Genomic DNA, 25,003 nt, shown 5'->3' on the forward strand with positions numbered 1-25,003 from the left:
CCGTGCACCCACGCGGGCGTGCCGCACACTTGTTCGGATCGGGCCTCCTCCGGCGCGTCGCCGTCGGCGGTCATAGGGTGATCCTCATGTCGCAGGCGGAGGCCAGGCCCGAGAGTGAGAGCGTCGGCACGGTCGTCGTCGCCGGCGCCGCCAACCTCGCCATCGCGGTCGCCAAGCTGATCGCCGGGCTGATCTCCGGATCAGCCGCGATGCTCTCCGAGGCGGCGCACTCGATCGCCGACACGACCACCGAGGTGCTGCTCTTCCAGGCGCTGCGCCGCGGCGCCCGCCCGGCCGACCAGCGACACCCCTTCGGGTACGGCAAGGAAAGCTACGTCTGGGCGTTCTTCGCCGCCATGTTCACGTTCGTCGCCGGCGCCGGTTTCGCCGTCACCCACGGCGTCACCACGATCCTGGTGCACGAGCACAGCGGCGACTACCTCATCTCGTACATCGTGCTCGGGGTGTCGTTCGTCATCGAGTCGATCTCACTGTCCCGGGCGGTGCGGCAGGTCCGCCGCGAGTCGCGACGCTGGCGGACCACGCCCCGGCGGTTCCTGCGGCTGACCGCCGACACCACGGTCAAGGCGGTCTTCCTGGAGGACAGCGCGGCCCTGATCGGCCTGGTGCTGGCCGGGCTCGGCGTCGGCCTGTCGCACGCCACCGGCGACGAGGTGTGGGACGGCGTCGCGTCGATCCTGATCGGGCTCCTGCTGCTGACCGTCGCCGGGGTCCTCGCCGGCAACAACCTGTCGCTGCTGGTCGGCCGGGCCGTCCCGGAGCGGCTGCGCCACGAGATCGAGCGGGATCTGGCCGGGCTGCCCGAGGTGGAGCGCATCGACACCCTGTTGACCATGCAGCTCGGCCCACAGGACATCCTGGTCGCCGCGAAGGTCGACTTCCGCGACGAGGCCACCGGCGCGCAGATCGAGGCCAGCGCCGACGAGGCCGAGCGGCGGCTCACCGACCGGTACCCGGAGATCCGCTTCGTCTTCCTCGACCCGACCCGTTCGATGCCGGGCGCCACCGGCACCGCCCGGCACACCCAGGCCGGGCCGAGCCCGGACGCCGGTGGCCCCGAGCCGACCTGACCACACCCGGGCGCGGGCCGCCACGCCCGCGCGGCTAGCGTGCCCGTCATGGTGCGATGGCGTACGGGGACGGTGGCGACGCTGCGACGGCAGTGGACCGGGGCGGTGGAGCTGGACGTCGACCTGCCCGACGGCACGCGGATGCGGGCGCTGGCCTACCCGGAGCTGGTCGGCACGCCCGAGCCCGGCGACCGGGTGCTGCTCAACGCCGGCGCGCTGCTGATGGGGTTGGGCACCGGCGGGTACGCCCTGGTGGTCGCCCTGCCGGACCGGCTGCCGCCGGACCCGCCGGACGTCGCCGACACCCGCGACGCCGGGCACCTCGTCAAGGCCCGCTACACGCCGTTGCAGCCGATCCTCCTCGGCGTCGACGAGGAGGCCTCTCCGCACCGCGACGTGCTGGCCGACGCGGACGACCTGGGCGGCCTGCCGGTGGTCACCGCCGACCTGCACTCGGCGCTCCCGGCGATCCTGGCCGGCATCCGGGCCGACGCCCCGCAGGCGCGGGTGGCGTACCTGCTCACCGACGGCGGGGCGCTGCCCGCCTGGTTCTCCCGCACCCTCGACGGGCTGCGGGCCGAACTGGCCGGCACGGTCACCGTCGGGCAGGCGTTCGGTGGCGACCTGGAGGCCACCACCCTGCACGGTGGTCTGCTCGCCGCCCGGTACGTGCTCCACGCGGACGTGGCGATCGTGGCTCAGGGACCGGGCAACCTGGGCACCGGAACCCGATGGGGCTTCTCCGGCGTCGCCGTCGGCGAGGCCGTCAACGCGATCGCCACGCTGGGCGGGAAGCCGGTCGGCTCGTTGCGCATCTCCGAGGCCGACCCCCGCCCCCGACACCGGGGCGTGTCACACCACAGCCTCACCGCGTACGGCCGGGTGGCGCTCGCCCCGGCGGAGCTGGTGGTGCCCGAGGACCTGGCGCCGCCCCTCGCGGCCGAGGTGCACGCGGCGCTGGTGCCCCTGGCGACCCGGCACCGGATCGTCCGGGTGCCCACCGGCGGTCTCGACGCCGCGCTGCGGGCCAGCGCCGTACCCCTGTCCACCATGGGCCGTGGCCTCGACGCCGACCACGCGTACTTCCTGGCGGCAGCCGCCGCCGGCCGCCACGCGGTAACCCTCCTCCCCTAACCCCCGACCCAGCCCTCGGGCCGGGCCCTCACCCGGTTGATCATGAAGTTATTGCCCGCCGCCTCGGCGTGTCATGGCAATAACTTCATGATCAACGCGAGCTGGGGTGGGGTGGGGGTGCTGGGGTGGGTTAGGCCAGGAAGATCAGGGCTAGCCAGCCGCCCACGATGAGCACCAGCGCCAGGGCCAGCACCCACGTCGGCACCGTGTATTCACCGCGCCGGTTACGGTCGATCTCGGCGCGGATCTTCTCCCGCCGGCGTTCGATCCAGTTCTGCCGCTCGGTGCCGCGCTCGGAGCGCTCGGAGCGGTCGGATGGTCCAGAAGTCGTCATGGCGCGCTCAGCTTAACCGCTCGGTGCGCCGGGCTGACCGGCCCCGTCGGCGCAGCGCACCGACGGGGCCGGAACCGGTCACATGCTGGCGATCAGTCGCTCCACCCGCTCGTCGTACGCCCGGAACGGGTCCTTGCAGAGCACTGTGCGCTGCGCCTGGTCGTTGAGCTTCAGGTGCACCCAGTCGACTGTGAAGTCGCGGCGCTTCTCCTGGGCGTGCCTGATGAACTCGCCCCGCAGCCGGGCCCGGGTGGTCTGCGGCGGGGTCTCCTTGGCCTCGAAGATCTCCGGATCGGTGGCCACCCGGTCGACGTCGCCGCGGCGCTCCAGGAGCCCGTAGAGGCCCCGGCCGCGGCGCACGTCGTGGTAGGCCAGATCCATCTGCGCCACCCGGGGGTGCGACAGCGGCAGGTCGTGCTTGCGCTGGTAGCGCTCGATCAGCCGCAGCTTGCTGACCCAGTCGATCTCCCGGGAGACCGGCTCCAGATCGCCGCTCTCCACCGCGTTGAGCACCCGGCCCCACAGCTCGACGACCCGCTTGGCGGCCTGGTCGCCGCCGCGTCGCTCGACGAACTCGGTGGCCTTGGCGAGGTACTCCTGCTGGATGTCCAGGGCGCTGACCTCCTTGCCGTTGGCCAGCCGCACCTTGCGCCGGCCGGTGATGTCGTGCGACACCTCCCGGATGGCCCGGATCGGGTTCTCCAGGGACAGGTCGCGCATCACCACCCCGGCCTCGATCATCCGCAGCACGATGTCGGCGGTGCCGACCTTGAGCAGCGTGGTGACCTCGTTCATGTTGGAGTCGCCGACGATCACGTGCAGCCGCCGGTAGCGTTCGGCGTCAGCGTGCGGCTCGTCGCGGGTGTTGATGATCGGGCGGCTGCGGGTGGTCGCCGAGGAGACGCCCTCCCAGATGTGCTCGGCCCGCTGCGAGAGGCAGTAGACCGCGCCGCGTGGGGTTTGCAGAACCTTGCCGGCCCCGCAGATCAACTGCCGGGTGACCAGGAACGGGATGAGCACGTCGGCGAGCCGGCCGAACTCGCCGTGCCGGGAGACCAGGTAGTTCTCGTGGCAGCCGTACGAGTTGCCGGCCGAATCGGTGTTGTTCTTGAACAGGTAGATCTCACCCGCGATGCCCTCGTCGTGCAGCCGCTTCTCCGCGTCGACGAGCAGCCCCTCCAGGATCCGCTCGCCGGCCCGGTCGTGGGCGACGAGATCGGTCACCGAGTCGCACTCCGGTGTCGCGTACTCCGGATGCGACCCGACGTCCAGGTAGAGCCGGGCCCCATTGCGCAGGAAGACATTGCTCGACCGGCCCCAGGACACCACGCGACGGAACAGATACCGCGCGACCTCGTCCGGGGACAGCCGCCGCTGCCCGCGATAGGTGCAGGTGACGCCGTACTCGGTCTCGAGGCCGAAGATTCGCCGCTCCATGGTGTGACATTAGCCGCCCGGAGGCCCGGTTCGTCACTGTCAGACCACAGGTCGTGCCCCGAGCGCGGTCACATACCGGTTGAGTGCGACATTCCGTACGGACCGAGACTCGCCACGAACCGCCGGCAGCTGTCGTACTCCGGAAGCAGGCCCCGCTCGCGGGCCTGCGCCAGAGTCGGCGCCGCGTCGTCGCGCGCGGACAGCAATGGAACGTCGGCGGGCCACTCGATGCCCAACTCCTCGTCCAGCGGGTGCACCGCGTGCTCGCCGGTCGGGTTGTAGGTGGCCGAGCAGAGATAGCTCAACGTCGCGTCGTCGGTCAACGCGCAGAACCCGTGCCCCAGCCCTTCGCTGAGGTAGACCGCCCGACGGTCGGTGTCGTCCAGCCGGACGCCCTCCCAACGACCGAAGGTCGGCGAGCCCACCCGCAGGTCCACGATCACGTCGAGGACCGCGCCCCGCACACAGGTGACGTACTTGGCCTGCCCGGGCGGGACGTCGGCGAAGTGGACGCCGCGCACCACGCCACGCGCGGACACCGACAGGTTGGCCTGGGCCAGTCGCAGCGGATGCCCCACCACCTCGGCGAGCGTGTCGAAGCGGTACCACTCCATGAACATGCCGCGCGGGTCGCCGTGCTGCTGGGGGGTGATCTCCCAGGCGCCCTCGATGCTCAGCTCCCGGATCTTCACCAGGAACCCCGATCGTCGCCGGCCTTGTCGCTGAGCAGACCGAGCAGGTAGTTGCCGTAACCGCTCTTGGTCAGCGGCTCGGCGAGCGCGCGCAGTTGCGCGTCGTCGATCAGGCCAGCCCGCCAGGCGACCTCCTCGACGCAACCGATCTTGAGACCCTGCCGCTCCTCGACCACCCGGACGAACTCGGCGGCCTGCATCATCGAGGTGAACGTGCCGGTGTCCAGCCAGGCGGTGCCCCGATCCAGCACCGTGACCGCCAGCTCTCCGGTCTCCCGGTACACCTCGTTGACCGCCGTGATCTCCAGCTCGCCGCGCGCGCTCGGGGTGAGCTTGCGGGCGATGTCCACCACCCGGTTGTCGTAGAAGTAGAGGCCGGGCACCGCGTAGCGGGACTTCGGCCGGGCCGGCTTCTCCTCGATCGAGAGCACCCGGCCATCGGCGTCGAAGTCGACGACGCCGTACTCCTGCGGGTTGGCCACCTGATAGGCGAAGACCCGCCCGCCGACCGGGTCACCGTGGTCGGCGAGCTGCCGACCCAGACCCACGCCGTGGAAGATGTTGTCGCCGAGGACCAACGCCACCGACTCGGTGCCGATGAAGTCCGCGCCGAGGATGAACGCCTGCGCGATGCCCTCCGGGCGCTCCTGACTGACGTACTCCAGCCGCAGCCCGAACTGGCTGCCGTCGCCGAGCAGCCGACGGAACTGGTCCTGGTCGTCCGGAGTCGTGATCACCAGGATCTCCCGGACCCCGGACATCACCAGGGTGGAGAGCGGGTAATAGATCATCGGCTTGTCGAAGACCGGCATCAGCTGCTTCGAGACCGCCCGGGTGATCGGCCAGAGCCGGGACCCGGTGCCGCCGGCAAGTAGGATTCCGCGCATCGGGGAAGCCTAACCGCACCCGGACAACGTGTGCGGGGGTCGCGTACCAGGGGCCGCGCCGCCCGTCGCGTATACTTCCGGACCCGTGAGGATCCTCGTCACCGGCGGAGCCGGATTCATCGGGTCGGAGTACGTTCGCCTACTGCTGGGCAAGCCCCTCGGCAGTGCGGACGGCGTGCCGCCGCTCGAGCCGGCCGTCGTGACCGTGCTGGACAAGCTGACCTACTCGGGCAACCTGGCCAACCTCGAGCCCGTCCGCGACGACCCGCGACTGCGGTTCGTGCAGGGCGACATCTGCGACCCGGTGGTGGTCGACGAGGTGGTGGCCGAGCACGACGTGATCGTGCACTTCGCCGCCGAGTCACACGTCGACCGCTCGATCGCCGGCGCCGCGCCGTTCGTCACCACCAACGTGCTGGGCACCCAGACGCTGCTCGACGCGGCGCTGCGCCACGGCACCGGCCGGTTCGTGCACGTCTCCACCGACGAGGTCTACGGCTCGATCGACGAGGGCTCCTGGACCGAGACCTGGCCGCTCGCCCCCAACTCGCCGTACTCGGCATCCAAGGCCGGCTCCGACCTGCTCGCGCTGTCGTACCACCGCACCCACGGCATGGACGTGGTCGTCACCCGCTGCTCCAACAACTACGGCCCGTACCAGTTCCCCGAGAAGGTCATCCCGCTGTTCGTCAGCAACCTGCTCGACGGTGGCACCGTCCCCCTCTACGGCGACGGCGGCAACATCCGTGACTGGCTGCACGTGCACGACCACTGCCGGGGCATCGCCCTCGTCCAGCAGAAGGGCCGCGCCGGTGAGGTCTACAACATCGGCGGCGGCACCGAGTTGACCAACAAGGAACTCACCGGCCTGCTCCTGGACGCCTGCGGCGCCGGGTGGGACCGGGTCGTCCCGGTCACCGACCGCAAGGGCCACGACCGCCGGTACTCCCTCGACATCACCAAGATCAGCGAAGAGCTCGGCTACCACCCCAGCATCGCCCTGGACCAGGGCCTCGCTGACACCGTCCGCTGGTACCGGGACAACCGCAACTGGTGGGAACCCCTCAAGTCCGCGCCGACCGCATGACCCGACTCCTCGTCACCGGCGCGGGCGGGATGCTCGGCCGGGACCTGGTCACCGTGCTGGGCGCCCGGCCCGACCTCAAGGTGACCGCCGCCACCCGCGCCGACCTGGACGTCACCGACCGGGCGGCGGTCCACGCCGCCGTCGCCGGACACGACCTGGTGATCAACGCGGCCGCGTGGACCAACGTCGACGCCGCCGAGGCCGACGAGGCCGCGGCGACCGCCGTCAACGGCCACGCCGTGGCCAACCTGGCCGCGGCGTGCGCCAGCGGCGGAACCCGGCTCATCCAGGTCTCCACCGACTACGTCCTCGCCGGCAACGCGGGCACCCCGTACCCGGAGGACGCGCCCACCGCGCCGGTCAACGCCTACGGCCGCGGCAAGCTGGTCGGCGAACAGGCCGTCGCGCGGCTGCTGCCCGACACCGGGTACGTCGTGCGCACCGCCTGGCTCTACGGCGCACACGGCCCGAACTTCGTGGCCACCATGCTCCGACTCGCCACCCAGCGCGAACACCTCGACGTGGTCGACGACCAACACGGCCAACCCACCTGGTCGTACGCGCTCGCCGAGCGGCTCGTCGCGCTCGCCGACGCGGCGCTGGCCGGTCACGCGACACCCGGCGTCTACCACGGCACCTGCGCCGGGCAGACGACCTGGTACGGGCTGGCCCGCGCCACGTTCACCCTGGCCGGACTGGACCCGGACCGGATCCGACCCACCACCAGCGACCGGTATCCGCGTCCCGCCCCCCGGCCTGCGTACAGTGTGCTAGGGCACAGCCGCTGGGCAGCCGTGGGTCTACCCCCGCTTCCAGACTGGCACAGCGCCCTGGTTGACGCGTTCCACTCCCCCGCTCCACCCGCCCCGTGGAAGGTCGCATGAAGCTCACCCTCGTCACCGGCCTGACCGGCCTGCTGCTCCTCGGCACCATCGTCGAGCTGTTGCGCCGCCGTCAGCTGCGCGAGAAGTACGGCATGCTCTGGCTCGCCGTACTGATCATCGTGATTCCGCTGTCCCTTTTCCCCCGGCTGCTCGACAACGTCGCCGAACTCCTCGGCGTCGCCTCCGGTGTCAGCCTGGTGCTCTTCCTCGGCATCGTCTTCCTGCTGCTGGTGTGCGTACACCTCAGCTGGGAGGTCAGCGCCCTGGAAGAAGAGACCCGCACCCTGGCCGAAGACTTCGCCCTGCTCCGCGCTGAGATCGACGCGGACCGGGCAGCCCGAGACGAACTGGTGTCGACCGATGGTTAACGGCAAGCGCACATTGATCATCATTCCGGCTCTCAACGAGTCGGGCTCGATCGCCGACGTCGTCGGTGAGGTCCGTGGCGAACTGCCCGGCGTCGACGTGCTCGTCGTCGACGACGGCTCCACCGATCGCACCGCCGCCGTCGCCGCGGCCGCCGGCGCCCTGGTCGCCAAACTGCCGTACAACCTCGGTGTCGGTGGGGCCATGCGCCTCGGTTACCGCTACGCCCGTGACCACGACTACGAGGTCGCCATCCAGATCGACGCCGACGGCCAGCACGACCCCCGGTACGTGCCGAAGCTCGTCGACCTGCTCGAGGACAACGACCTCGTCATCGGCGCCCGCTTCGCCGGTGAAGGCGACTACAACGTCCGCGGCCCCCGCCGCTGGGCGATGGTGATGCTCTCCGCCGTGCTGTCCCGGGTCGCCCGCACCAAGCTCACCGACACCACCTCCGGCTTCCGGGCCGCCAACCGGCGGGTCATCGAGATGTTCGCCGGCTGGTACCCGGCCGAGTACCTCGGCGACACGGTGGAGACCCTGGTGCACACCGCCCGCCGCGGCTACCGCATCCGCCAGGTGCCGGTCGCCATGCGCAAGCGGATGGCGGGCACACCCAGCCACTCCCCCGCCAAGGCGATGGTCTACCTCGGCCGCGCGTTCGCCGTTCTCACGCTGGCGCTCATCCGCCGGTGATCCGACGGCTACTGAGCCTGGTCCCGCCCGGCACCGTCGCTGTCGGTGCCGGGCTGGCCCTTCTCGGGCTCGCCTCCTACGTTCACCTCGCCGTCGCCGGCCACAGCCTCAACCAGGCCGACTACTCGTCCCTGTCGGTGCTCTGGTCGATCGTGTTCACCCTCGGCATCGGCGTGTTCATGCCGATCGAGCAGGAGGTCGCCCGGGTCGTCGCCGCCCGACACAGCCAGGGGCTGCCGCCCGGGCCGGTACTGGCCCGCGGCGTCACCGTCGCCGCCGTGATGCTCGCGGTGCTGGTGCTGGCCGTCACCATCGGCCGTCAGCCGCTCGCCGACAGGCTCTTCGCCGGCGACGGCAACCTGGTCACCGTGCTGATCGGCGCACTCGCCGCGATGGCCGTCGCCTACGCCACCCGCGGCGTCCTCTCCGGCCTGCAACTGTTCCCCTGGTACGGCGCTCAACTCGGGATCGACGGCGGCCTGCGGATCATCATGGTCGCCCTGCTCGGGCTGGCCGGAGTGACGTCGCCCGTCTGGTACGGGCTCGTGCTCGTCGCCGCCCCACTGGTCAGCGTCCTGCTCACCCTGCCGCCGGTGCTGCGCGCCATCGGCGGAGGCCCGCCGGTGGCCTGGGCCACCCTGCTACGCGGCCTCGGCCTGCTCACCGCCTCCAGCCTGCTCTCCCAGGTCGTGGTGAACATCGGCGTGATCAACGTGCAGCTACTCGCCCCCTCCGACGCGGCAGCCGCCGGCGCACTGCTCTCCGCCCTCGTGCTGGTCCGCATTCCCCTGTTCGTCTTCGGTTCCCTCCAGGCGTCACTGCTGCCTGGCCTGGCCACCACCGCCACCACCGGCGACCAGGCCGGCTTCCACGGCCTGCTGCGCCGGGCGCTCGGCATCGTCACCGCGCTCGGCCTCACCGGCGCCCTCGGCGCCGTGCTGCTCGGCCCATGGTTGGTCGGCACCCTCTTCGACGCACCCGGCGTTCTCGGCCACGGCGACTTCGCCTGGTTGGCGGCCGCCACGCTCGCCTACCTGTGGGCGATGGTGCTCGGTCAGGCCCTCCTCGCCCTCGACCGGCACCGCGCCCAGGCCCTCGCCTGGACCGCCGGCGTCGCCGCCCTGATCGCCGTGACGCTGATCCCGGCTCCGGTCACCCTGCGAGTCGAACTGGCCTACACCATCGGCTCCGTCATCGTGGCCGCCACCATGGCGATGCTGCTGCGCGGCGGCTTCCGCCGACCCACCACCCCCGCCCGGCCGCTCGCCGAGGCCGTCGCCCCTGCCGCTTCCGGAGGCATCCGATGACCCGACCCCGGGTGAGCGCCGTCATGCTCGCCTACGGCCCGGAGCCCTACCTCGTCGACGCCGCCCAGGCGGTGCTGGCCAGCACCGACGTGGAGATCGACCTCATCGTCGTCGACAACGGCTGCACCGGGGACGGCATCGACATCGTCAAGGGCCTCCCCGGGGTACGGGTGATCCGACCGGAGGAGAACACCGGCTACTCCGGCGGCTGCCGCGTCGGCGCGGCCGAGGCCACCGGTGACTGGCTCGCGTTCGTCAACTCCGACGCCGTCGTCGCACCCGACGCCCTCGCCAAGACCACAGCCGTAGCCGCCGAAGCGGGCGTAGGCGCGGCCATGGCCTCCATCCGGCTGGCCGACACCCCCGAGCTGATCAACACCAGCGGTAACCCGCTGCACTTCACCGGCCTCTCCTGGGCCGGCGGCAACGGCGAACCGGCCAGCAACCACGCCGAACGGCGGGCCGTACCCTCCCTCAGCGGCTGCTGCTTCGTGATCAGCCGGCAGCTCTGGCGCGAACTCGACGGCTTCGCCGCCGAATACTTCGCGTACCACGAGGACACCGAACTCAGCCTGCGACTGTGGCAGCGCGGGCTACGACTGGAGTACGTGCCGGACGCCGTCGTGCGTCACCACTACGAGTTCTCCCGCAACGCCCTGAAGCTCTACCTGGTCGAGCGGAACCGACTGGTCACCCTGCTCACCGCCTACGAGGCGCGGACACTCGTGGTGCTCGCCCCGGCGCTGCTACTCACCGAGGCCGCCATGCTCACCGCCGCGGTCGTCGGCGGCTGGTCCCGGCAGAAGCTGCGGGGTTGGGGCTGGTTGTGGCGCAACCGCGACTGGGTTCGCGGCCGTCGACGGCAGCTACAGGCCGAACGCCGGGTGCCGGACGGGGTCATCGCGGAGCTGATGACCGGTCGGGTCACGCCCTCCGGTGTGCCGACCACCCCCGGCCTGGGCGCGTTCAACGCCGTCGCCGGCGGTTACTGGGCCCTGGCCCGGCCCCTGCTGCGCCGAGGATGACCGCTGGTGCCGGCCCCGAACACGGGCCCCGGCACCAGCGGGCGAAACCCTAGCGCTCGCCGCCCTCCGCAGGCCGGTCCTCCAGGTCCGCGGAACCGGCCGAGCTCGTCGGCTTGTGCCCCTCCGTGGTCGGCACGACCGGCTCGGCGGGACCGCCCGCCGCATCCGCCGCCTGCCCCTCGGCCGCCGTATCCCCGTCCAACAGAGCCGTCAGCGCGGCACCGGTGATCCGCCGGAACGTCCGTCCGATCCGCTGACGGTCCAGGACCGCCACCTCGAGCTGGTTGGCGGCGATCGTCCGGGCGGCACCGCCCTCACCACCGACGGTGCTCAACGCCTGCACCGCCACCCTGACCGCCTCGGCCAGGGACATGTCCGCCCGATGCTGCGACTTCAACACGCCGGTGATCGCCTCGGCCTGACCACCCATGGCCATCCGCCCCGGCTCGTCGTTCACCGAACCGTCATAGGTCAGCCGGTACAGCTCGTCCGCCTCCGGGGTGGCACCGACCTCCGCCACGCAGATCTCCACCTCGAACGGCTTCGACTGCTCGGTGAAGATGGCACCCAGGGTTTGCGCGAACGCGTTGGCCAGGGCGCGACCGGTGACGTCACGCCGGTCGTAGCTGAGCCCGTTCAGGTCGGCCATCCGGACACCGGCGCGGCGTAGGTTCTCGAACTCGTTGTACCGGCCGACCGCGGCGAATCCGATCCGGTCGTAGATCTCGCTGACCTTGTGCAGGGCGCTGGAAAGGTTCTCCGCGACGAAGAGGACCCCGCCGGAGTAGCTGAGGACCACCGCGCTGCGACCCCGAGCGATGCCCTTGCGGGCCAACTCGGAGCGGTCGCGCATGATCTGTTCGGGAGAGGCGTAGAACTGCATGGCCACGTCGGCGGTTCTCCTTACGGCGCTGTGCTGACGACTGCTGACTGATGAGGTGCGGGTCTCAACCGCCCGGGTTCTCCATCCGGCCGGCAACCACACCCTCGGCGATCGCCGCCGTCTCGGTGTCGGTCAACCGGCGGGTGCCCTCGGCGGTCGCGGTCATCACCACGGGGTAGATCCGGCGGGTCAGATCCGGCCCACCGGTCGCGGTGTCGTCGTCGGCGGCGTCGTAGAGCGCCTCGACCGCCAGCCGCGTGGCGTCGTCCACCGACAACCCGGCCCGGAACCGCTTCTTCAACGCGGACTTCGCGAACAGCGACCCGGACCCGATCGCGTCGTAGCCGGTCTCCTCGTACGGGCCACCGGTCACGTCGAAGCTGAAGATCCGACCGGCGCGCGCCGGATCGGCGGCGGCCAGGTCGAACCCGGCGAAGAGCGGCACCACTGCCAACCCCTGCATGGCCGCCCCCAGATTGCCCCGGATCATCGAGGCCAACCGGTTGGCCTTACCGTCCAACGAGAGCATCGCGCCCTCGATCTTCTCGTAGTGCTCCAGCTCCACCTGGAACAGTCGCATCAACTCGATGCCGATACCGGCGGTGCCCGCGATACCGACCAGCGAGTACGCGTCGGCGGGGTGCACCTTCTCGATGTCGCGCTGAGCGATCAGGTTGCCCATGGTGGCCCGTCGGTCGCCCGCCATCACCACACCCTCGGCGGCCGCGATGGCCACGATGGTGGTCGCGTGCGGCGCCAGGTCGGCGGCCATGCCCGGCGGCAGCGGTCGCCGACCGGGCAACATCTCGGGGGCCACCCGACTCAGAAACGTCGTGAAGGAGGACGTCCCCGCGTTGGTGAACACATCTGGAAGACGCCCGGATGGATCAAAGCCCGCTGCCACGTGGTTCCTCTCAGGTACGTGATCGCCCTGGCCAGCCTCATGGGACTGTCACGGAACTGGCCAAGACCACCGTTGCAGTTGAAGCAGAGTATCCCGCGCACCCATCCGGTGCGATGATCGTGGTCCAGATGTTGCGGGTCGGTGCCGCCACAGATCGCGCAGACCCCGCCCTGCTCGGCCAGGAGCTCCTGAAACTCCTTCTCACCCACGCCGTACCGCCGCCGCAGGTGGTACTCGCGAGTTCCGCCATGCAGGCGAAGCTTGCTCTCCTTGCCCTTCGCGTTGTGGCAAGGCTTGCAGTATCGGCCGTAACCTCCACAGCCGGAGCGGTTCCGCGGAAAGTCATCGAGGGGCTTGGTGGCACCGCAGTCGGGGCATCGCCGGTGGCCCGCTGGCACCAGCGGCAGTTGACGCACGTCCCTACCCTGCTGCTCCTTCAGGCGCTTGGCGTAGCTCGCCTTCGACCGAATGTTGAAGCAGGGCTTGCAGTAGCTGCCGCGACCGTCCGGTCGTCTGCTGTTGGCGCAAAATTGATCAAGGGGCAGCCACTCGCCGCAGTCGCGGCAGCGGCGGTGGCCATCCCGATCATCCAGAGGACGAGGCATGTCCGTTTTAGGCATTTACGCCCTACTCGCCCCCTTTTTGCACATAGCCTCTCACGAATTCCTCTGCGTTTTCTTCCAGGACGGAGTCGATCTCGTCGAGGAGGTCGTCGACGTCCTCGGTGATCTCGGCGTGCCGCTCGGCCACCTCGGGGTTGGCCTCGGTGGTGACGTCCTCGATTTCCTCGCCCTGACGGGACTTGCCGGACTGCGACTGGCCGCCGCTGTCATGAGTGGCCATGGCTGTCTCCTCCACGATCGTCTGGGATGAAATCTACCCCGCGCAGACGACAGAAAGCCCTCACGTCCGCCGTGTTCGGGTCGGGGGCGTTCGTTTGCGCCGAAGCGGTCAGCCCCGAGGAGCCGACGCGTCAGCCGGGGCCGGGGCCGGGACCGGCTCGGGCTCGGGCTGCCCCCTTTTCCCACGCCTCCGCCAGTGGTGCCCCGCGCCGCAGGCGGGGCGTCCAGTCCCTGAACCGCAACACCTGCTTCTCCACCAGCTGCCGGGACAGGAACGCCAGGACGACGGTGAAGACCATGACCACAGCGAAGTGGGCGAGCACCCCCGGGCCGAACAGGGACCCTCCAAATCTGCGGCAGGTCACGACGAGCGAGCACGCCGAGGACGTCGCTGATGGGCAGCTTGTCACCGTAGAGGTCCGCCACAGCGCCCACCACGAACATGAAGCGGAACCGCAGGAACCAGATCACGGCTCGGGGACGGCCTGGCATGCCAGAGTGATTCCCGGTGGAGGCACCGGACCTCAGCCCCCGGTCAGTGTCTCCAACAGGTCCTTGGCGCTGGCGCAGCGGTCGAACAGCGCCCCGACGTGCGCACGGGTGCCCCGCTCCGGTTCCATCATCGGCACCCGGACCAACGACTCCCGACCCACATCGAAGATCACCGAGTCCCAGCTCGCGGCGACCACCTCGGAGGCGTACTGGGCGAGGCAGCGACCGCGGAAGTAGGCCCGGGTGTCCTCCGGTGGCTCGGTCATCGCGGTGCGCGTCTCGTCGTCGGTGAGCAGCGTCTTCATCGCCCCCCGGCTGACCAGCCGGTGGTAGAGGCCCTTCTCCGGCCGGACGTCGGAATATTGCAGGTCGACGAGTTGGAGCTTGTGCGAGCCCCAGCCGAGCTTCTCCCGCTCCCGGTAGCCCTCCAGCAGCCGCAGCTTGGCCACCCAGTCCAGCTCGTCGGCGCAGAGCATCGGATCCCGGCCGAGCCGGTCCAGGACGCTCTCCCAGCGGTCGAGCACGTCGATGGTCTGCTCGTCGGCGTCGGTGCCGTACCGGTCGTCGACAAAGGACCGGACCCGCTCCAGGTACGCCCACTGCAGGTCGAGGGCGGTGAGCCGACGGCCGTCGCGCAGTCGCATGCGGTGCGTCAGGGCGGGGTCGTGGCTGACGGCGCGCAGCTCGCTGACCGGGTCGGCGATGCCGAGGTCGGCGCCAAGGGCCTTCTCCTCGATCATGGTGAGGATCAGCGCGGTGGTGCCGACCTTGAGGTAGGTGGAGATCTCGGAGAGGTTGGCGTCGCCGATGATGACGTGCAGCCGGCGGTACTTGTCGGCGTCGGCGTGCGGCTCGTCCCGGGTGTTGATGATCGGCCGCTTGAGGGTGGTCTCGAGGCCAACCTCGACCTCGAAGAAGTCGGCGCGCTGGGAGATCTGGAAGCCGCTCTGGCCGCCGTCCTGGCCGATGCCGACCCGGCCGGCGCCGCAGACGATCTGCCGGGTGACGAAGAACGGCGTCAGGTACGCCACGATGTCGGCGAACGGCGTCTGCCGGCGCATCAGGTAGTTCTCGTGGGCGCCGTAGCTGGCGCCCTTGTTGTCGGTGTTGTTCTTGTAGAGGTGGATCGGCTGGGTGCCCGGGATGGTGGCGGCCCGGCGGGACGCCTCGGCCATCACCCTCTCGCCGGCCTTGTCCCAGCGCACGATGTCCCTGGGGGTGGTGACCTCGGGGGTGGAGTATTCGGGGTGAGCGTGGTCCACGTAGAGCCGTGCGCCGTTGGTGAGTATCACGTTGGCCAGGCCGAGGTCTTCGTCCGCGAGGGCTTCGGCGGGGTCGTACGCGGCACCGGAGTAGGTGAAGCCCCGGGCGTCGCGCAGCGGCGACTCTTCCTCGTAGTCCCACCGGGCCCGGCCGCCCCGGTTGAGTTCCGGACGTGCCCCGTAGGCGTTGACCACCTGCGATGAGGTGACCATCGGGTTGGCTCCGGCCTGCCCGGGCACGGAGATGCCGTATTCGACCTCGGTGCCCATGATCCGTCTTACGCTCATCGACCTACCCGCTTCGCTCGCCCGACCCGGTCCCCCGTCAGGTCGAGCGTAGTCCGCCCTGAGCACCTGCACTCTGTAGGTGAGTGCCGGCGGGCCGGAACAGTTCGCTGGATTCGGTGTCGGAATACTCGGCGGGCGGCGTCGGGTCGTCGGTCGCGGCGGAGCGGGTGGTCCAGACGAGCCACCCGAACAGCACCAGGCCGACGCTGGCGCTCAGCAGCGGGATCACCGAGCCGACCACCGGGTGCCAGTCGCCGGCGAGGGGGTTGAGGCTGCTCAGCCCGACGTTGGCGGGCAGGCCGTTCTGCCAGCGGACCATCGTGTACGCCAGGCAGAAGAGCTGGATCGGCAGGAGGAGCAGCACGGCGAGTCGGGTGAACGAGCGGGCCCGGGCGACCTCGAAGCCGCGTTGTTCGGCGATCCACGCGGCGTAGAGCAGGACGCCGACCAGCATGGGCAGCATGTAGCGGCCCTGGGTGACGAAGCCGCTCTCGTTGACCAGGGCGATCTGCATGACGGAGGGGACGGCGACGCCGCCGCCGAGCAGCACGAGCAGGCGCCACCGGTCGAGCGTGCTGCCCCAGACGACCCCGATGAGCAGCAGCGCTCCGGCGACGAGCTGCCAGATCAGGTACGGCGGGGCGGGCATCCGGGTGTCCAGCCAGGAGGTGACCCCGACGATCTGGTCGAGGTATCCCCGCCACCGGTCGGCCTCGCGTAGGGCCGCCTGCCCGTAGGTGAGCCGGTCGGCGGAGTAGTTGCCGAGGTCGGAGGTCTGTTGGCGGACGGACCAGGCGAGCACGGCGAGGGTGGACAGGACGATGCCACCTGCCCAGAGCTGGGCGGCCCGGTCGCGCAGCAGGCCGAGGAGGTTGCTGCGGCGCAGCGGGAAGGCGAACGCGAGGAAGGCGGTCGCCAGCCAGAGCGGGCCGGTCTGGCGCAGGACCGCGAGGAGCAACGCGCTGATCCCGACGAGGACGATGAGGCCGCGTCGTGGGCCGGGTGGGCCGAGTAGCAGGGGGATGACGGCGCTGAAGAAGGCGATGCCGGCGGCGATTTCCAGGCCGTTCGGGTTGACCGCGCTGGCCATGTGCACGGCCATCGGCGTGGTGACGACGAGCAGGGCACCCATCATGAGGCCGCGGCGGGATCGGTTGCGGATCACGACGTACGCGCAGGCGAGCAGCGCGGCGCAGCACAGGGCGCTGATCATGCGGGCGAGCAGGACGCCGGACCAGCCGGGCCAGAGCACTGTGGGTGCGCCGACGAGGGCGTAGTAGGCGGGGAAGTAACGGCCGGCCCCGGTGCCGGCGCGGGTCGGTGTGTCGTCGCTGCCGGGGGGCTGGGCGCAGGCCGCTGAGACTTCCTTCTTGAACTGCCAGCACTGCTCGCGGACGAGCCCGCCGGGGACGGTCTGGAAGGCGCCGGTGCCCTTCTTCGCCTCGGCGGGCGGGGGCGCGATCTGCCCGGCGGCGACGCCGGCCGCTCGGACGATGTGCTCTCGCTCGTCCGGGGTGCCGTCGTAGGGGGCGGCCATCGACCAGGCGAAGATGATCAGGAAGAATGCGGCGAAGGCGAGGGCCCAGTGCCGTTGGCCTGTGCTCATGGTGGCCGCCGGGCTTCCGCCGGTGGCCGGCGGCGTCACTCTTCCGGGATCAGGCACGTCAACCTCGCGGCTCGCGCGGGCAGGCCCCGCTGGGTGGATGGACAGACGATAGACTCCCTCGTCGTCCTCACCGCTCCGGGTCCCCCCTTGGAGAACTCTTTGCTGTCACCTGTTGCCGATTCCGTCCGCCACCTGTCCCGACACAGTGCTGTGCGGTTCTTGGTCGTCGGGGGTCTGAGCGTTGCCGTGGACACGGGGTCACTCTTCGTGTACCACGGAGTTCTCCGGATTGTCCTGCCGGTTGCGGCCGGCATGTCGTTCCTGACCTCGTTCTGGGTCAACTTCGGGCTGAACCGGGCGTGGTCGTTCGGCTCGTCCGCGCAGATGGTGCCGCAGGTGGGGCGCTACTTCGCGCTGGTCCTCGCGAACCTGACCGCCAACGTGGTGCTGGTGTCCGCGTTGACCTGGGCGGGCACGCCGTACCTGCTGGCGAAGCTGCTGGTGACGGCGTCGCTGTCGGCGGCGAACTACGTGGTGTCGAAGCGGTGGATCTTCGCTGCCTGACCGACGCCCTGACATACCCGCAGCGAGGGTGCCCACCGGAATGGTGGGCACCCTCGCTGTTGGGGTCAGAGGTACTGGCCGGTGTTGCTGGCGGTCTCGATGGACCGGCCGGCCTCGGCGCCCTTGCCGCCGGAGACGAGCGTGCGGATGTAGACGATCCGCTCACCCTTCTTGCCGGAGATGCGCGCCCAGTCGTCGGGGTTTGTGGTGTTGGGGAGATCTTCGTTCTCGCGGAACTCGTCGACGCAGGCGTCGAGCAGGTGCTGCAGGCGCAGCCCCTTGCGACCCGAGGTGAGGAACTCCTTGATGGCCATCTTCTTGCTCCGGTCGACGATGTTCTGGATCATCGCGCCGGAGTTGAAGTCCTTGAAGTAGAGGACTTCCTTGTCACCGTTGGCGTAGGTGACCTCGAGGAATCGGTTCTCCTCGGTTTCCGAGTACATCCGCAGCACCACGGCGTCGATCATCGCCGCGACGGTGGCCTGGGGGTCGCTGCCGTGTTCGGCCAGGTCGTCCGGGTGCAGGGGCAGCCCGGAGAGGATGTACTTGGAGAAGATGTCCTTGGCCGCCTCGGCGTCCGGTCGCTCGATCTTGATCTTCACGTCGAGGCGACCGGGGCGCAGGATCGCCGGGTCGATCATGTCTTCCCGGTTGGAGGCGCCGATGACGATGACGTTCTCCAGCCCCTCCACGCCGTCGATCTCGCTGAGCAGCTGCGGGACGATGGTGTTCTCCACGTCGGAGGAGACACCGGAGCCGCGGGTCCGGAAGATCGAGTCCATCTCGTCGAAGAACACGATCACCGGCGTGCCCTCGCCGGCCTTCTCCCGGGCGCGCTGGAAGATCAGCCGGATGTGCCGCTCGGTCTCACCGACGTACTTGTTGAGCAGCTCCGGGCCCTTGATGTTGAGGAAGAAGCTGGTGTGCTTCTCCTTGCCCTGCCGCTCGGCGATCTTCTTGGCCAGCGAGTTGGCCACCGCCTTGGCGATGAGCGTCTTGCCACAGCCGGGCGGGCCGTAGAGCAGGATGCCCTTGGGCGGGCGGAGCTGGTGTTCACGGAACAGGTCCGCGTGCAGGAACGGCAACTCCACCGCGTCGCGGATCTGTTCGATCTGCGACTGGAGGCCACCGATGTCGCCGTAGTCGACGTCGGGCACCTCCTCCAGGACCAGCTCCTCGACCTCGCTCTTCGGGATCCGCTCGTACGCGTACGCCGAGCGGGGCTCGATCATGAGCGAGTCGCCGGCCCGGATCGCCGAGCCGATGAGCGTCTCGGCGAGATGCACGATGCGCTCCTCGTCGGAGTGGGAGACCACCAGCGCCCGGTCGCCCGGCCCGCCGTTCGGCCCCTCCAGGATCTCCTTGAGCATCACCACTTCGCCAACCCGCTCGTAACCGAACGCGTCGACGATGTTGAGCGCGTCGTTGAGCAGGACCTCCTGGCCGCGCCGCAGGTCACCCACGTCGAGCGAGGGCGAGACCGCGACCCGCAGTTTGCGGCCACCGGTGAAGACGTCCACCGTGCCGTCCTCGTGCTTGGCCAGGAAGACTCCGTAACCGCTCGGCGGTTGCGCGAGCCGGTCGATCTCCTCCTTGAGCGTCACGATCTGCGTGCGAGCTTCCTTGAGGGTGCTCACCAGCCGGTCGTTGTTCTCGGTCAGCCGCGCCAACTGTGCCTGGGTGGCCGCCAGCCGCTCTTCGAGCTGCCGGACGTGTCGGGGGCTTTCGGTCAACTTGCGCCGCACCAGGGCGAGTTCCTCTTGCAGGAACGCGACCTGCGTGGAGAGATCGTGGGCTTCCTTCTCCCACCGTGCGGCGCGCGAGTCCGCGTCGTCGCTACGTGCTGCCACGTCCCACCTCCCCGGGGGGCTTGAACGTTCTGCCCTAACACTAGCCGCTATGAGGCCGATTCGGTCCCACGCAACACCCTCGTCACCGAACCTTGATCGCCAAGGGTGGCCTGACGGGCCGTTACCGGCGTTCGGGTACCGTCGGAGCGTGGCACGGGAGAACATGGGGGGTGCACAGGTGGCCGAGGTCGCGACCGACGAACTGCAGGTCTGGGTCGACCAGGACCTCTGCACGGGCGACGGGCTCTGCGTGCAGTACGCGCCGGAGGTGTTCGAGTTCGACATCGACGGTCTGGCCTACGTCAAGGGCGTCGACGGTGAGCTGCGGATGGCACCGGGCAGCCGGGTCGACGTCCCCGCGCACCTGCGACTCGAGGTGATCGACTCCGCGAAGGAGTGCCCGGGCGACTGCATCCACGTGGTGCGCGGCGACGGCGTCGAGGTCGCCGGCCCGGACGCCGAGGAAGACTGACCCACGGCCCGGGCCGCGACGGCCCGGCCGGGCCAGTTCGGGTACGCCTCAGAGCATCGGACGGCCGACCACCGAGGCGACCAACCGCGCGAACTCCTCCAACCGGGCGATCTGCCCGGCCCCGCCGTCGTCGAGGGTCTTGCCGAAGCGCAACGCGTCGTGCCGAGGGGTGCCGGCCATCTCCTCGCTCGGCGGCGCCTCGTCCAACGAGGTGAGCAGCAGGTAGACGTCGATGCTGTCGACCCGGATCTCGCCGCTCTCGGCACGGTTGAGCCGCCGCCGGCAGCCCACCTCGGTGACAGTGGAGACCGGCACCACCCGCAGCGACGACGTCATCGAGCCCGGCGGGCCCTCCTCCGGCGGTACGTCCTCGCCGTGCCAGAGGATGAGCCGGCTGCCGTCGCAGACCACTACCTCCTGCCACACCCCGTTGACCTCGTTGACGAAGCGTTCCAGGGTGAAGCCGAGCACCGACGCGCCGCGCAGCACGCCGCCGAGCGCCTCCAGGGCGACGTCCGGGTCGCGCAGGTAGGCCCGCGCCGCCGACTCCAGATCCTGGTAGGGCGACCAGTCGGGAAAGACCGCGGGGAGGTCCCCACCGCCGTAGCCCGGTCGGCTCATGCCAGCGTCTCCCCCTGCTCGGCGCTGCCGACACCCAGCTCGATGGTCACGGCCTGTCCATCTCCCCCGCACCGTTGGGTTGCGCGCCCGCGGCCTGCGCGGCGGCGGCCTGTCGGGCCGCCTCCGCCTCGCGCAGGTCCTGGCGGCGCTGGGCGTACGCCTCGGTGCCCTTGCTGGGCTTGCGCCGGCGCGGCGGCGCGGTGACCCCCGGGGCCAGCTTGCGCGCGGACACCAGGAAGGCGGTGTGCGCGATCATCCGGTGGTCCGGACGGACGGCGAGGCCCTCGGCGTGCCAGTCGCGCACCAGGGACTCCCAGGCCCGTGGCTCGGTCCAGCCGCCGCGCTCGCGCAGCGCCTCCACCAGCTCGGAGAGCTGCGGTGTGGTGGCGACGTAACCGATGAACACTCCACCGGGCACCAGCGCCCGCTCGACCATGTCGAGGGTCTCCCAGGGGGTCAGCATGTCCAGGATGATCCGGTCGAAGCCGGTCTCCCGGCACTGCGCGACGTCGCCGACGTGCAGGTTCCACGAGGGGTGCGGCCCGTTGAAGAACGCCTCGACGTTGCGCTTGGCGATCTGGGCGAAGTCGTCGCGCAGTTCGAACGAGTGCAGCTCGCCCTCGGTGCCGACGGCGCGCAGCAGGGAGCAGCTCAACGCGCCGGAACCGGCGCCGGCCTCGAGGACCTTCGCGCCGGGGAAGATGTCGCCCATCGCCACGATCTGCGCCGAGTCCTTGGGGTAGATCACCTGGGCGCCGCGCGGCATGGACAGCACGTAGTCCGACAGGAGCGGCCGCAGGGCCAGGAACGCGGTGCCGCCACCGGCGGTGGTCACCACGCTGCCGTCGGGGAGCCCGATCAGCGCGTCGTGCGCCAGGATGCCGCGGTGGGTGTGGAACTCCTTGCCGGGCTCCAGCGTCACTGTGTGCATCCGCCCCTTGGGGTCGGTCAGCTGGACCCGGTCGCCGGGCCGGAACGGCCCACGGTGCACGGGTGTCAGCGCCCGGTTGGCGGGGTCGGCGGCGACGGTGGAGGGAGTTGCGGTCACGGTGTCATCTTCCGGTTGGGTTCGAGGAGCTGTGCCAGGTCCGCGATGTGCAGAATGCCGACGACATCTTCGCCTGACGTCACCACGTACTGTGCGCCCGGGTAGGTCTGTACGGCCTCCATCACCCGCTCGCCGTCCCACCCGACCGACAACGTGGGAAGGGTGCCCAGCGACCGGGCGACGGCGTCCACCGCCAGCCACGGTCGGCGCTCAGCCGGCACCGCGTCGGCGGCGGCCGGGTCGACCAGCGCCACCGGCCGACCGGTGGAGTCGGTGACCAGCAGCGCGGCGCCGGGCTGCCCGCTCTCGGCGCGCCGGCGCTGGGCCTCGGCCAGTGGCGTACCGGTGGCCACCGGCCAGACCGGACGGGCCAGCCGGGCGAGGTCGATCAGCGGGAACCGGCGGCTGACCCGGGCGGCCCGGATCGACTGGCCGGCGCCACGCCAGAGGGTGACGGCGACCAGCAGCATCAGCGGCAGCGCCAGCGGCGCCAGCCGCCGCTCGACTGTGAGCAGCAGGACCAGGGCCGCGGTGCCGACGGCGACGACCCGGCCGGCCCACCCGGCGACCTCGGTGCCGAGGTGCCGGTCGCGGGTCAGCCCCCACACTGCGGCGCGCAGCGCCCGGCCGCCGTCGAGCGGCAGCCCGGGCAGGCTGTTGAACAGCGCCACGATGACGTTGCTGACCGCGAGCTGGAAGGCGAGCTGGTGGGCCACGGTCCCCTCGGGCAGGGCGAGCGTGGCGGCGACCGCCAGGACGCCGAGCACCGCGGAGACCGCCGGGCCGGCCAGCGAGACCAGCAGGTCGACGCGGGGCGACGGGGCGTCCCGGTCCATCTCGGTGTAACCGCCGAGCAGCTCCAGGGTGATCCCGCGCACACCGATGCCGTACCGCCGGGCGGTGAGGGCGTGGCCCAGCTCGTGCAGCAGCACCGAGCCGAGCAGCGACACGACGAACCCGAAGCCGATCAGGTAGCCGCTGACCTGCGGCAGGTCCAGTTGTCGGCGGGCGAACTCGCCGTACAGCACCGCGATGAGCACCGCGAGCAGGACCATGGAGCCGTTGAGGTACAGCGGCACCCCGAACACCTTGCCGACGTTCAGGCCGAGACGTCGGTCCGGTCGGCGCGGCGGCCTGGTTGTCTGCTCCATCGCCACGATGCTACGGACCGTCGCTGTGTGGGGCGGGCGGCGGTCGGTGTCACACCGGTGCCCTAACCTTTGCCGACATGACGGCGGAATCGGTCACCACCTCCCAGCCCTCCCCCGCGGCGCAGGCGCCGCCGACGGTGCGGGCCTCGCTGTCGCCGTCACGGGCGGCGGATTTCAAGACCTGCCCGCTGCTCTACCGGTTCCGCAGCATCGACCGGCTGCCCGAGCGCACCACCATCGAGCAGGCCCGGGGCACGTTGGTGCACGCGGTGCTGGAGCGCCTGTTCGACCTGCCGGCCACCGGCCGCACACCGGAGGCAGCCGGCGACCTGGTGGCCCCCCAGTGGGACCGGCTGGTCACCGAGCAGCCGGAGCTGGCCGGGATCTTCGACGGCGCGGAGCCGGCCGGCCCGGTGGAGTTCCTCCGCTCCGCCGCCGGGCTGCTGCAGGGTTACTTCGCGGTGGAGGATCCGACCCGGCTGGAGCCGGCCGAACGCGAGAGCCTGATCTCCGCGGTCGTCGACGAGGAGTTGCTGATCCGGGGCTACCTCGACCGGCTCGACGTCGCTCCGGACGGCGCGCTGCGGGTGGTCGACTACAAGACCGGGGGCGCTCCGCGGGAGGCGTTCGAGGCGCGGGCGCTGTTCCAGCTGAAGTTCTACGCCCTGGTGCTGTGGCGCACCCGGGGCGTGGTGCCCCGGGTGCTGCGGCTGCTCTATCTACGCGACGCCGAGGTGTTGGACTACACCCCTGACGCCGACGAGCTGGTCCGCTTCGAGCGCACCGTGGTGGCGCTGTGGCGGGCCATCGAGCAGGCCACCGCCCGGCAGGATTTCCGCCCCCGGCCGAGCCGGCTCTGCGACTGGTGCAGCCACCAGGCGCTCTGTCCCAGCTTCGGCGGCACCCCGCCGCCGTTCCCGGTCGCCGCCGTGAGCGCCGACCCCCTGCGCGACTCCCGGTCCACCCCGGTGGCGCCGGGCGCGGACGAGTGACGGCCTCCTGAGCGACGCGTACGCCCGGCACGGCGATTCAGGCCGCCGGGACCGCCTGCCGCACGCCGACGCCGGAAACCCGACCGCAGTGGTGCCGCTGCGGTCGGGACAGGGCGACCGGCCGGCCTCTACGGTGATCCGCGACGCACCGGCTCCGGTACGCGAGGATGACCGGTGCGCGCCACGATGTCGGCGGGACGGAGGACGAGATGAGCGATCAGGCGCCCTCGGCGCGGCCGGTGCGGATCCTGCTCGCCGACGACCAGCCGCTGCTGCGGACCGGGTTCCGGATGGTGCTGGGCGCCGAGAGCGACCTGGACGTGGTGGCGGAGGCCGGTGACGGCGTGGAGGCGGTGGAGCTGTCCCGCCGGCTGCTGCCCGACGTCGTACTGATGGACATCCGGATGCCCCGGATGGACGGGGTGGCGGCGACCCGGGCCATCGTCGACGCCCGGCTGCCGGTACGGGTGCTGGTGCTCACCACCTTCGACCTGGACGAGTACGTGGTGGGCGCGTTGCGGGCCGGCGCCAGCGGGTTCCTGGCCAAGGACGTGCCGGCCGAGGATCTGATCGCGGCGATCCGCACTGTCGCCGGCGGGGACGCGGTGGTGACACCTCGGATCCTGCGGCGACTGCTGGACCGGTTCGCCGAACTGCTGCCCGATCCGGCGGCGACGCCGTCGGCGGCGCTCAACGCGCTCACCGACCGGGAGCGCGAGGTGCTCGTGCAGGTCGCCCGGGGGCTGTCCAACGCCGAGATCGCGACGGTCCTGTCGGTGAGCGAAACCACCATCAAGACGCACGTCGGGCATGTGCTGACCAAGCTGCGGCTGCGCGACCGGGTGCAGGCGGTGGTGCTGGCGTACGAGTCGGGGCTGGTCCGCCCCCGGGCGTAGTTCCGCCGGCCCGGGTACCTCACCCGGCGTACTCGAAGATCCCTCCGTGGGGGGACGGCTGCCATTGCCGTCGTCACCTACCGTGACCGGAGATGGCTCGGTTCGGTTGACCCTCCTGTGGCGTCAGGTGCAAGTGTCGGTGCTGCCGCCCGCCGCCGTGGGAAAAAACGGTCGACCGGCCGTCGACTCAGG

Annotated in this window: 27 protein-coding genes; 12 read left to right on the forward strand and 15 right to left on the reverse strand. The window is 70.8% G+C overall.

From position 1 onward, the window contains the following. Positions 1–86 precede the first annotated feature (86 nt). Positions 87–1,091: a cation diffusion facilitator family transporter gene (locus ABZ794_RS29010; protein ID WP_238688847.1), complete on the forward strand. Its 1,005-nt coding sequence runs from the start codon at positions 87–89 to the stop codon at positions 1,089–1,091. Positions 1,092–1,139: 48 nt separating this feature from the next. Beyond that, positions 1,140–2,225 carry a DUF3866 family protein gene (locus tag ABZ794_RS29015; protein WP_238688846.1) on the forward strand — a complete coding sequence of 362 codons (1,086 nt, stop codon included), beginning with the start codon at positions 1,140–1,142 and terminating at the stop codon, positions 2,223–2,225. 130 nt (positions 2,226–2,355) lie between these two features. Here ABZ794_RS29015 and ABZ794_RS29020 read toward each other — a convergent pair whose 3' ends face one another. From ABZ794_RS29020 to rfbA, 4 genes are all read right to left on the reverse strand, one after another. Further along, positions 2,356–2,559: a hypothetical protein gene (locus ABZ794_RS29020; RefSeq protein WP_210781724.1), complete on the reverse strand. Its 204-nt coding sequence runs from the start codon at positions 2,557–2,559 to the stop codon at positions 2,356–2,358. A 78-nt stretch (positions 2,560–2,637) separates the two neighbouring features. Next, a complete protein-coding gene (gene pafA, locus ABZ794_RS29025) occupies positions 2,638–3,996 on the reverse strand; it encodes a Pup--protein ligase (RefSeq protein ID WP_210781723.1) in 1,359 nt (452 codons plus the stop codon). A 68-nt stretch (positions 3,997–4,064) separates the two neighbouring features. Continuing rightward, a complete protein-coding gene (gene rfbC / locus ABZ794_RS29030; RefSeq protein ID WP_357518503.1) occupies positions 4,065–4,688 on the reverse strand; it encodes a dTDP-4-dehydrorhamnose 3,5-epimerase in 624 nt (207 codons plus the stop codon). Beyond that, a complete protein-coding gene (gene rfbA / locus ABZ794_RS29035) occupies positions 4,685–5,575 on the reverse strand; it encodes a glucose-1-phosphate thymidylyltransferase RfbA (protein ID WP_210781721.1) in 891 nt (296 codons plus the stop codon). The genes rfbC and rfbA overlap by 4 nt, the downstream gene beginning before the upstream one ends. An 85-nt stretch (positions 5,576–5,660) precedes the next feature. Here rfbA and rfbB point away from each other — a divergent pair, with 85 nt between their 5' ends. The 6 genes from rfbB to ABZ794_RS29065 are packed head-to-tail and all read left to right on the forward strand — an operon-like array spanning position 5,661 to position 10,940. Further along, positions 5,661–6,662 (forward strand): dTDP-glucose 4,6-dehydratase, encoded by a 1,002-nt coding sequence (gene rfbB / locus ABZ794_RS29040; protein ID WP_357518506.1) that lies wholly within the window; start codon positions 5,661–5,663, stop codon positions 6,660–6,662. Further along, a complete protein-coding gene (gene rfbD, locus ABZ794_RS29045) occupies positions 6,659–7,546 on the forward strand; it encodes a dTDP-4-dehydrorhamnose reductase (RefSeq protein WP_357518508.1) in 888 nt (295 codons plus the stop codon). The genes rfbB and rfbD overlap by 4 nt, the downstream gene beginning before the upstream one ends. After that, positions 7,543–7,914, forward strand: coding sequence for a DUF2304 domain-containing protein (locus ABZ794_RS29050; RefSeq protein ID WP_112587313.1), 372 nt, complete (start codon positions 7,543–7,545; stop codon positions 7,912–7,914). Before rfbD ends, ABZ794_RS29050 begins: the two co-directional genes overlap by 4 nt. After that, positions 7,907–8,608 carry a glycosyltransferase family 2 protein gene (locus tag ABZ794_RS29055; RefSeq protein WP_210781718.1) on the forward strand — a complete coding sequence of 234 codons (702 nt, stop codon included), beginning with the start codon at positions 7,907–7,909 and terminating at the stop codon, positions 8,606–8,608. Before ABZ794_RS29050 ends, ABZ794_RS29055 begins: the two co-directional genes overlap by 8 nt. Continuing rightward, positions 8,605–9,915: a polysaccharide biosynthesis protein gene (locus ABZ794_RS29060; RefSeq protein WP_357518510.1), complete on the forward strand. Its 1,311-nt coding sequence runs from the start codon at positions 8,605–8,607 to the stop codon at positions 9,913–9,915. The genes ABZ794_RS29055 and ABZ794_RS29060 overlap by 4 nt, the downstream gene beginning before the upstream one ends. Continuing rightward, positions 9,912–10,940, forward strand: coding sequence for a glycosyltransferase family 2 protein (locus ABZ794_RS29065; protein WP_210781716.1), 1,029 nt, complete (start codon positions 9,912–9,914; stop codon positions 10,938–10,940). The genes ABZ794_RS29060 and ABZ794_RS29065 overlap by 4 nt, the downstream gene beginning before the upstream one ends. Before the next feature lie 49 nt (positions 10,941–10,989). Here ABZ794_RS29065 and prcA read toward each other — a convergent pair whose 3' ends face one another. The 7 genes from prcA to ABZ794_RS29100 form a co-directional block, all read right to left on the reverse strand. Continuing rightward, positions 10,990–11,829, reverse strand: a complete 840-nt coding sequence (prcA, locus tag ABZ794_RS29070; RefSeq protein ID WP_357518512.1) for a proteasome subunit alpha — start codon at positions 11,827–11,829, stop codon at positions 10,990–10,992. Between the two features lie 58 nt (positions 11,830–11,887). Then, positions 11,888–12,727: a proteasome subunit beta gene (gene prcB / locus ABZ794_RS29075; RefSeq protein WP_210781714.1), complete on the reverse strand. Its 840-nt coding sequence runs from the start codon at positions 12,725–12,727 to the stop codon at positions 11,888–11,890. Continuing rightward, complete coding sequence (locus tag ABZ794_RS29080; RefSeq protein WP_238688841.1) at positions 12,646–13,347, reverse strand: endonuclease VII domain-containing protein; 702 nt, start codon at positions 13,345–13,347, stop codon at positions 12,646–12,648. The genes prcB and ABZ794_RS29080 overlap by 82 nt, the downstream gene beginning before the upstream one ends. Positions 13,348–13,354: 7 nt before the next feature. Continuing rightward, complete coding sequence (locus tag ABZ794_RS29085; RefSeq protein WP_088948111.1) at positions 13,355–13,570, reverse strand: ubiquitin-like protein Pup; 216 nt, start codon at positions 13,568–13,570, stop codon at positions 13,355–13,357. A gap of 130 nt (positions 13,571–13,700) precedes the next feature. Continuing rightward, positions 13,701–13,868 carry a hypothetical protein gene (locus ABZ794_RS29090; protein WP_238688840.1) on the reverse strand — a complete coding sequence of 56 codons (168 nt, stop codon included), beginning with the start codon at positions 13,866–13,868 and terminating at the stop codon, positions 13,701–13,703. A gap of 225 nt (positions 13,869–14,093) precedes the next feature. Further along, a complete protein-coding gene (gene dop, locus ABZ794_RS29095) occupies positions 14,094–15,611 on the reverse strand; it encodes a depupylase/deamidase Dop (protein WP_357518515.1) in 1,518 nt (505 codons plus the stop codon). A 37-nt stretch (positions 15,612–15,648) separates the two neighbouring features. Beyond that, positions 15,649–17,217: a DUF2142 domain-containing protein gene (locus ABZ794_RS29100; RefSeq protein WP_357518517.1), complete on the reverse strand. Its 1,569-nt coding sequence runs from the start codon at positions 17,215–17,217 to the stop codon at positions 15,649–15,651. 210 nt (positions 17,218–17,427) lie between these two features. On the opposite strand from ABZ794_RS29100, the gene ABZ794_RS29105 reads away from it, so the two are divergent. Next, complete coding sequence (locus tag ABZ794_RS29105) at positions 17,428–17,781, forward strand: GtrA family protein (protein ID WP_266305161.1); 354 nt, start codon at positions 17,428–17,430, stop codon at positions 17,779–17,781. A 65-nt stretch (positions 17,782–17,846) separates the two neighbouring features. On the opposite strand, the gene arc is transcribed toward ABZ794_RS29105, so the two are convergent. Beyond that, positions 17,847–19,631 carry a proteasome ATPase gene (gene arc / locus ABZ794_RS29110; protein ID WP_210781710.1) on the reverse strand — a complete coding sequence of 595 codons (1,785 nt, stop codon included), beginning with the start codon at positions 19,629–19,631 and terminating at the stop codon, positions 17,847–17,849. A 178-nt stretch (positions 19,632–19,809) separates the two neighbouring features. On the opposite strand from arc, the gene ABZ794_RS29115 reads away from it, so the two are divergent. After that, positions 19,810–20,103: a ferredoxin gene (locus tag ABZ794_RS29115; protein WP_091408893.1), complete on the forward strand. Its 294-nt coding sequence runs from the start codon at positions 19,810–19,812 to the stop codon at positions 20,101–20,103. A gap of 48 nt (positions 20,104–20,151) precedes the next feature. Here ABZ794_RS29115 and ABZ794_RS29120 read toward each other — a convergent pair whose 3' ends face one another. The 3 genes from ABZ794_RS29120 to ABZ794_RS29130 are packed head-to-tail and all read right to left on the reverse strand — an operon-like array spanning position 20,152 to position 22,923. Continuing rightward, positions 20,152–20,724 carry a hypothetical protein gene (locus tag ABZ794_RS29120; protein ID WP_091408625.1) on the reverse strand — a complete coding sequence of 191 codons (573 nt, stop codon included), beginning with the start codon at positions 20,722–20,724 and terminating at the stop codon, positions 20,152–20,154. A 46-nt stretch (positions 20,725–20,770) separates the two neighbouring features. After that, positions 20,771–21,724 carry a tRNA (adenine-N1)-methyltransferase gene (locus tag ABZ794_RS29125; RefSeq protein ID WP_112587916.1) on the reverse strand — a complete coding sequence of 318 codons (954 nt, stop codon included), beginning with the start codon at positions 21,722–21,724 and terminating at the stop codon, positions 20,771–20,773. Positions 21,725–21,768: 44 nt separating this feature from the next. Then, positions 21,769–22,923, reverse strand: a complete 1,155-nt coding sequence (locus ABZ794_RS29130) for a site-2 protease family protein (protein ID WP_357518519.1) — start codon at positions 22,921–22,923, stop codon at positions 21,769–21,771. A 77-nt stretch (positions 22,924–23,000) separates the two neighbouring features. On the opposite strand from ABZ794_RS29130, the gene ABZ794_RS29135 reads away from it, so the two are divergent. Together ABZ794_RS29135 and ABZ794_RS29140 are read left to right on the forward strand one after the other, a co-directional pair. After that, positions 23,001–23,915, forward strand: a complete 915-nt coding sequence (locus tag ABZ794_RS29135; RefSeq protein ID WP_210781708.1) for a PD-(D/E)XK nuclease family protein — start codon at positions 23,001–23,003, stop codon at positions 23,913–23,915. Between the two features lie 209 nt (positions 23,916–24,124). Continuing rightward, complete coding sequence (locus ABZ794_RS29140) at positions 24,125–24,811, forward strand: response regulator transcription factor (RefSeq protein WP_112673568.1); 687 nt, start codon at positions 24,125–24,127, stop codon at positions 24,809–24,811. Positions 24,812–25,003 lie beyond the last annotated feature (192 nt).

The organism is Micromonospora sp. NPDC047187 (genome assembly GCF_040643355.1).
Lineage (GTDB): Bacteria > Actinomycetota > Actinomycetes > Mycobacteriales > Micromonosporaceae > Micromonospora > Micromonospora salmantinae.